Annotated in this window: 7 protein-coding genes; 2 read left to right on the forward strand and 5 right to left on the reverse strand. The window is 36.5% G+C overall.

The annotated features are described in order from the left end of the window. Positions 1-253: 6,7-dimethyl-8-ribityllumazine synthase (locus ACY65O_RS09215; RefSeq protein WP_462220563.1), on the forward strand; the 253-nt coding region annotated here is incomplete at its 5' end. A 76-nt stretch (positions 254-329) separates the two neighbouring features. After that, positions 330-1,052, forward strand: a complete 723-nt coding sequence (locus ACY65O_RS09220) for a (Fe-S)-binding protein (protein WP_462220564.1) — start codon at positions 330-332, stop codon at positions 1,050-1,052. Positions 1,053-1,100: 48 nt separating this feature from the next. On the opposite strand, the gene ACY65O_RS09225 is transcribed toward ACY65O_RS09220, so the two are convergent. From ACY65O_RS09225 to ACY65O_RS09245, 5 genes are all read right to left on the reverse strand, one after another. After that, positions 1,101-1,964: a ferritin-like domain-containing protein gene (locus ACY65O_RS09225; RefSeq protein ID WP_462220565.1), complete on the reverse strand. Its 864-nt coding sequence runs from the start codon at positions 1,962-1,964 to the stop codon at positions 1,101-1,103. 11 nt (positions 1,965-1,975) lie between these two features. Next, positions 1,976-2,692 carry a ferritin-like domain-containing protein gene (locus ACY65O_RS09230; protein WP_462220566.1) on the reverse strand — a complete coding sequence of 239 codons (717 nt, stop codon included), beginning with the start codon at positions 2,690-2,692 and terminating at the stop codon, positions 1,976-1,978. A 143-nt stretch (positions 2,693-2,835) separates the two neighbouring features. After that, positions 2,836-3,087, reverse strand: a complete 252-nt coding sequence (locus ACY65O_RS09235) for a Sec-independent protein translocase subunit TatA/TatB (RefSeq protein WP_462220567.1) — start codon at positions 3,085-3,087, stop codon at positions 2,836-2,838. 513 nt (positions 3,088-3,600) lie between these two features. Beyond that, complete coding sequence (locus ACY65O_RS09240; protein WP_462220568.1) at positions 3,601-4,275, reverse strand: HupE/UreJ family protein; 675 nt, start codon at positions 4,273-4,275, stop codon at positions 3,601-3,603. A gap of 23 nt (positions 4,276-4,298) precedes the next feature. Continuing rightward, positions 4,299-5,272, reverse strand: a 974-nt coding sequence (locus ACY65O_RS09245) for a TonB-dependent receptor domain-containing protein (protein ID WP_462220569.1), incomplete at its 5' end; no start/stop codon positions are given.

Genomic DNA, 5,272 nt, shown 5'->3' on the forward strand with positions numbered 1-5,272 from the left:
GCCCTGTGTGTTTATTGCATTAGGTTGTGTGTTAAGAGGAGATACACCGCATTTTGATTATGTATGCAAAGCAGTTACCGATGGCATAGTACAATTAAATTTGATACTGCCGGTACCCACAATTTTTGGTGTACTTACTGTAGATAATCAACAACAGATTGATGAAAGGACTGGAGGCAAACACGGGCACAAAGGAGAAGAGGCCGCAATAACTGCGTTGAAGATGATAAGTGGAAGCCCCCAAACCCCCTGAAGGGGACTTTATACTATGAACATTTGAAAGTTATTTCTTAATAAAAAATATTTAATTCCTTTTAGGGGACAGGGGCATGAAAGTTCAATTATTTATACCATGTTTTGTTGACCAGCTTTACCCGCAAACAGCCTTTAACATGGTTAAAGTGCTGGAGAAAGCCTGCTGCGAAGTGGTGTACAATACCAACCAAACCTGTTGCGGTCAGCCAGCTTTTAATGCAGGCTTTTGGGATGAAGCAAGAACAGTGTGCAGTAAATTTATAAAAGATTTTGAAGGTGCCGATTATATTGTAGCCCCAAGTGCAAGCTGTGTGGGTTTTGTAAGAAATTATTATGCAAAACTTTTTGAAAATTCTTCTCAGCATAACCTGGTAAAAGATTTAAGCAAACGCATTTACGAATTCACTGAGTTTTTAACTGATGTATTGAAGATAGAAAATTTTGGTGCGGTATTAAATGCAACAGCAACTTACCACGACAGCTGTGCAGCATTACGGGAATGTAAAATAAAAGAAGCCCCACGTAAATTATTATCGCATGTAAAAGGTTTGCAGCTTACAGAAATGAATGATGTAGAAACCTGTTGCGGATTTGGCGGCAGCTTTGCAGTAAAGTTCGAAGCCATCTCTATCGGTATGGCCGACCAGAAAGTAATTAATGCAGCTCAAACAAAAGCCGAAATCATCATCTCCACCGACCTCAGTTGTTTAATGCACCTGGATGGGTATATCAAAGGAAAAAATCTCCCACTTAAAACAATGCATATTGCCGATGTGCTGGCGAGTGGTTGGGACTAAAAAAGGCACCCTGCAGAACAGGATGCCTTTGTATTTATGCTTGGTCTGTTATACAATAAAAGGATCAACAATAGCAAGAACCTGGGCCATTGTTAATGGTTCATCAAATCCTTCTGATGCTGCGCCAGCGGTATTGAAAGCCCCGCCCAAACCAACGATATTAACGCCGGCCTGCGTGGTAAGTTCTTCACCATTATAGCTAGGCTGAATAGCCGCATTAGCCGGTGGAAAATCAATACCACTGTAATTTAGTGTTATCCATGGCTTCAAAGGTTTTTGAGCTGCAGGAATTGCTGCATCCAAAGCCCTTCTCATTTGCCTGATATGTGCAGCATGACGGCCTTCAACAGAATGGATATTTAAAGCAGCTGTTAAAACAAACCTGTTAGATTGAAGATTGGGTGCCTGGCCTTTGTAAGCCCTTACACCGGTATCTTCAAAAGTTTGAGCCATTGCTAACTGAACGGCATAGTTGGCAAGATATCCTGCAAACGGACCTGTGCCAGAACCATTACCTGCTGTAAAATCGAATGTAGGTTTTGCAACTGCTGCAGTACCTAAAACTGTTTTAAGAAAAGCAACGTGTTTGTTTTCGTCATCTTTTATTTTAGTTAAAGCTGCCTTATCTGCAGCCGAAGCTGAAAGGTAACCTGGTGAGCCAACAATGTTGTTATAAAATTCTGCTTCAAGATATTCTAATGTTAATGCAAAATTTAAAACAGCATTTACATTTGCCGGGGTTTGGCCGTACGCTTTATTAAACATTGATGCAACGGCTAATGGTACTGCAGCTAAAGCTATTTTACCAGTAAGGTTTGCAAAGCCTTTCATCGCCTTACGCCTGGTGTCAAACCTTTCATAAACCTCTGGGTCTACTTTTTCTATTTCGGTTATTATATTTTGTAAGTTCATAATTATTTTTTTTAAGATGGTAAATTACTTGCGTCAATTTTTGTTTTGATGTAGGTACCGGCAATAGCTAAAACCTGTGCAGGTGTACGTGCCATATCTAAACCATTTGCATCTGTTGTTGCTGAAAATGTTCCGTTAGATAAAAGATCAGCTATCAATGCGGCATGCCTTGCTTCAACCGAAACAATTTTTCCTGCAAGAGTAAGATAGGTTGGTCCGTTACCTGTAGTTGAAATCAATTGTCCTGCTCCGTTATATGCAGTAACGCCTAAATCTTCAAAGGCTTTTGCTGTGCCCAATACACTAGCCCTGCTTGTAAAATCAATTGAAGAAAAATCGACTTCAAGATCGGGAATTATAGAAGAAGCCGCCGCTGCAGTTATAGCAGTTCTGAAAAATTCACGATGAGCAACTTCATGATTACGGATATCAGTGAGGTATTCCGTTTCTAAAGCCGTCATGCCTGAATAAGGCGAGGCTACTACTTTTACATAGAAAGCTGCTTCCAGCTGTTCCAGTGCGTACGCATAATTTAAAATACCAACATCGCCGCTGCCAAGGTTAACGCCACCGTTAGCTGCAGGCGTGTCATCTTTTTTACAGGCACTGCCAATTGTTACCAGTGCGGCAGAAGCACCAAAAAATTTTAGCATATTTCTACGCTGCATGCCAAACTCAGAGATTTGTTTATTATTCTCTAAGGGTGGGGGAAGAATCGTTTTTTTCATGATGTAATTTTTAAAATGTATAAAATAGTTATGCAGGCTGCAAAAAATTGCAGACATTGTTAAATGAATAAATATTTGGGAAGGAATTTTATGAGGAAAGTGAAATTTAAAAACCCGTAATGTATCAGGTTACGGGTTTTTATTTATGGCATCACCGGGGCTGTGCTTCCGGTTGATGGTATTTTAGTATTGTCTGTTGCCTGCATACCTTTTTCTAATTCGCCGGTAAGGTTTTCTTTGGCATCTTTAAATTCTCTCATTCCTTTACCAATGCCTCTCATAAGCTCAGGAATTTTTTTACCCCCGAATAAAAGTAAAACTACAACCACAATAAGGATAAGTTCTCCTCCTCCGGGCATTGAAAATAACATGATTGAATTAATAGTACTTAGCATAAAATTATTTTTGTAATAATGAAATTAAACGTGTTTATTTTTTATCTACGGTATTTTTTTTTAGCCGGTTTTGCTTTTTTTGTTAAAAATTTTTTACGAACTTTTTATAAAAAAATACCTGTTTTAGGAATTAACAATAGTAGTGCCAGCAAAAAAATAAAGTAAGTTTTTAATAAAAAAATAATAGGGGTAAATAGTATAAATCAAAAAATAGAATAAATCAAAATAATTTTAAACTATTTCGATCAATGTCATTTGGATAAAACCCTTTATGGTAAAGGATTACAGCAGTTTAATTAAAAATTAGCTGGCTGATTTATAGCGATACAGTGTTAAGAGCAGCCGAATAAAATAACGATGCAATTCCGATAAAGTTCTAATTAACAGAAATTAGTTTTTTTCTGGGTAATAAATTTATTTTTTACCGTAAGAAATGAAACCGAAGCAACATTTTTTTGAGTAACTAATTGCTCTTATTGAGCATTGTTTTCTACAATTATTTTATGAAGGATTTCAAAAGAATATACGCTCTACAGTCCAGTAAGCAGCGATGGCTGCAATTAAAATTGATAACGGGATAACAATTCTTTTTCTGTAGTAAGATCTATTTCCAAATATTTTTCCAATTAAAAAGAAGGCGGCTAAAATAACAGTTACCTGGCCCAGCTCCACACCCAAATTAAACATGAGTAACGAACTGAAGTATGCATTTTTTGGAAGACCGAGTTCAGTTAATGCACTGGCAAAGCCCATTCCATGTATCAGCCCAAATAAAAAAACAATACCAATTCGGCTGGCTTTTAATCGGGGAGAAAAAATATTTTCTAATGCCACATACATAATAGATAAAGCAATTACCGGCTCAACAATATTGGTGGGTGGCTTAATAATTTTGTACATAGCCAGGCCCAAGGTAATAGTATGCGCTATTGTAAAAGCAGTGGCCTGCCATAATATTGGTTTTAATTTTGGGTTGAGTAAAAATAAACTCAGTACAAATAAAATATGATCCAGCCCCAGTGGAAGAATATGTGTATAGCCAAGCTGTAAATAAATACCTAAAACTTCGGTTTTACTTAATTTTGACAATCCTTCTACATCATGTGCAAATAAAGATTGGCAAATTAAAAAAGAGAGGAGCATCAAGCCAACAATCCTGCAATTATATTTAAACTTGTTATTGTTCATACTAATAAAAATTATAAAATAAATTAAAAGAAAACAGCCAGTTTTAGTTTAGCAAAAAAAGGTGTGCCTGGTGTAAAATTTAATTCGGTTACTGTATTGGGTTCATTCTGTAACCTGCTTTCGGTTGCAAACTGTGCTTCGTTCCATTTTACATTCAACATATTTTCCACAGATAACCCCATTTCATATTTTGGTTTAGTATAGTTTACAGAAGCATCAAGCAAAAAATAGCCTTTTGCCACGATGGAATTATCTTCATTTGCCGGCCTGTTTTTTATATAACGGTATTTTATGCCGCCATTAATACCAGTTTGATTTTTATAAAATAAACCGCCGGTACTTGTAACTGTTGGTGCCAGTGGAATATAATCCGATCCTTTAGCCTCATCTCTTGCCCTTGGCTTAGTATAATTAAAATTTACATTAGCAAATAATTTTTTTGTAAACTGGTAACGGGCAATAACATCAATTCCCTGTCTTTTTGTTCTACCACTTGGTTCTACAATTCCTGCATCACCAACATACACAAACTCCTGGTTCAAGTATAAATCCCATACTGCAATATTTAATAAAATATCTTTTGTTGGCTTTAAAAGTACACCAAAATCAGTTCCATAAGCAGCAGGTAAAATTTCCTTGCCACTGTTAGGAATTACAACTCTTGTGTCGTTGCTATGAAACCCTTTACCTGCCTTTATATATAGCTGCACAGCTTTATTAATATCGTATTGCACATTTAATTTAGGACTTACAATAGTTTTATTTTGTGAGGGTAATTGTTGTAAACTTAACCTGTCGAAATAATTAAAATGAAAATAATCAAACCTTATACCTGCATCAATTACCCACTTGCCAAAATTTGCCTGCTGTTGTGTAAAAGCATAGGCATTGGTCTCGTTAATATCACCCAATTTTACATAATTAATAAACTGGCGTTTTACTGCATTAGCTAACTGGCTTTCATCAGTAGCATCATGCCTTACACCAATACCATCAA

It is taken from the genome of Ferruginibacter sp. (assembly GCF_031430955.1).
In the GTDB taxonomy this organism is placed as follows: Bacteria; Bacteroidota; Bacteroidia; order Chitinophagales; family Chitinophagaceae; genus Ferruginibacter.

Excerpts from the sequence above, each read along its gene's own strand:
- ACY65O_RS09220 (WP_462220564.1), top strand. The coding sequence starts at position 330 with ATGAAAGTTCAATTATTTATACCATGTTTTGTTGACCAGCTTTACCCG.
- ACY65O_RS09225 (WP_462220565.1), bottom strand. The coding sequence starts at position 1,964 with ATGAACTTACAAAATATAATAACCGAAATAGAAAAAGTAGACCCAGAG.
- ACY65O_RS09230 (WP_462220566.1), bottom strand. The coding sequence starts at position 2,692 with ATGAAAAAAACGATTCTTCCCCCACCCTTAGAGAATAATAAACAAATC.
- ACY65O_RS09235 (WP_462220567.1), bottom strand. The coding sequence starts at position 3,087 with ATGCTAAGTACTATTAATTCAATCATGTTATTTTCAATGCCCGGAGGA.
- ACY65O_RS09240 (WP_462220568.1), bottom strand. The coding sequence starts at position 4,275 with ATGAACAATAACAAGTTTAAATATAATTGCAGGATTGTTGGCTTGATG.